Raw genomic sequence first — 880 nt, forward strand, 5'->3', positions numbered from 1 at the left:
GGCTCTGTTGCAAAGATTGGCGGCAGTCAGAGGTAGGCTGTCGCTCTGCGCCGATCAGGCGGCTGCTGCGAAATGGTGGTTGAGCATGCCCATGGCCTCCGTCAGCGCCGAGGGCCCAATGCCAAAAGCTCTCTCCACAAGGCGCACCTCGCCCCTGATGCCGGGCTGCAGGCACCAGGGGCGAGCCTGTCCTTTGCGCAGGGCTCGCATGACTTCGAATCCCTTGATCGTGGCATAGGCCGTGGGGATCGATTTGAAACCGCGCACCGGCTTGATCAGTATCTTGAGCTTTCCGTGATCGGCCTCGATCACGTTATTGAGATACTTCACCTGCCGGTGGGCCGTCTCCCGGTCCAGCTTTCCTTCGCGCTTCAATTCGGTGATCGCTGCACCATAGCTCGGCGCTTTGTCGGTATTGAGCGTGGCAGGCTTTTCCCAGTGCTTCAGGCCTCGCAGGGCCTTGCCCAGGAACCGCTTCGCTGCCTTGGCGCTGCGGGTCGGCGACAGGTAGAAATCGATCGTGTCGCCCCGCTTGTCGACTGCCCGGTACAGGTAGGTCCACTTGCCCCGCACCTTGACGTAGGTTTCATCCAGGCGCCAGCTCGGATCAAAGCCACGCCGCCAGAACCAGCGCAGCCGCTTCTCCATCTCCGGGGCGTAGCACTGGACCCAGCGATAGATCGTCGTATGGTCGACCGAAATGCCGCGTTCCGCCAGCATTTCCTCAAGGTCGCGATAGCTGATCGGATAGCGACAATACCAGCGCACCGCCCACAGGATCACATCACCCTGGAAATGGCGCCACTTGAAATCCGTCATCGTTCCGTCCGTCCAATCTCCGCCAAGCATGCTCAAGCTTCACGATTTTTGCAACAGAGCC

At 60.6% G+C, this 880-nt stretch carries 1 protein-coding gene; it reads right to left on the minus strand.

Annotated features, from left to right (window positions below; all coding sequences use genetic code 11):
* Positions 1 to 54: 54 nt before the first annotated feature.
* On the minus strand, positions 55 to 819 hold the full coding sequence (locus L6990_RS11800; RefSeq protein ID WP_001389365.1) for an IS6-like element IS6100 family transposase: 765 nt from the start codon (positions 817 to 819) through the stop codon (positions 55 to 57).
* Positions 820 to 880: the final 61 nt, after the last annotated feature.

It is taken from the genome of Rothia endophytica, from assembly GCF_928381505.1.
Taxonomy (GTDB): Bacteria; Actinomycetota; Actinomycetes; order Actinomycetales; family Micrococcaceae; genus Rothia; species Rothia endophytica_A.

Excerpts from the sequence above, each read along its gene's own strand:
- L6990_RS11800 (WP_001389365.1), bottom strand. The coding sequence starts at position 819 with ATGACGGATTTCAAGTGGCGCCATTTCCAGGGTGATGTGATCCTGTGG.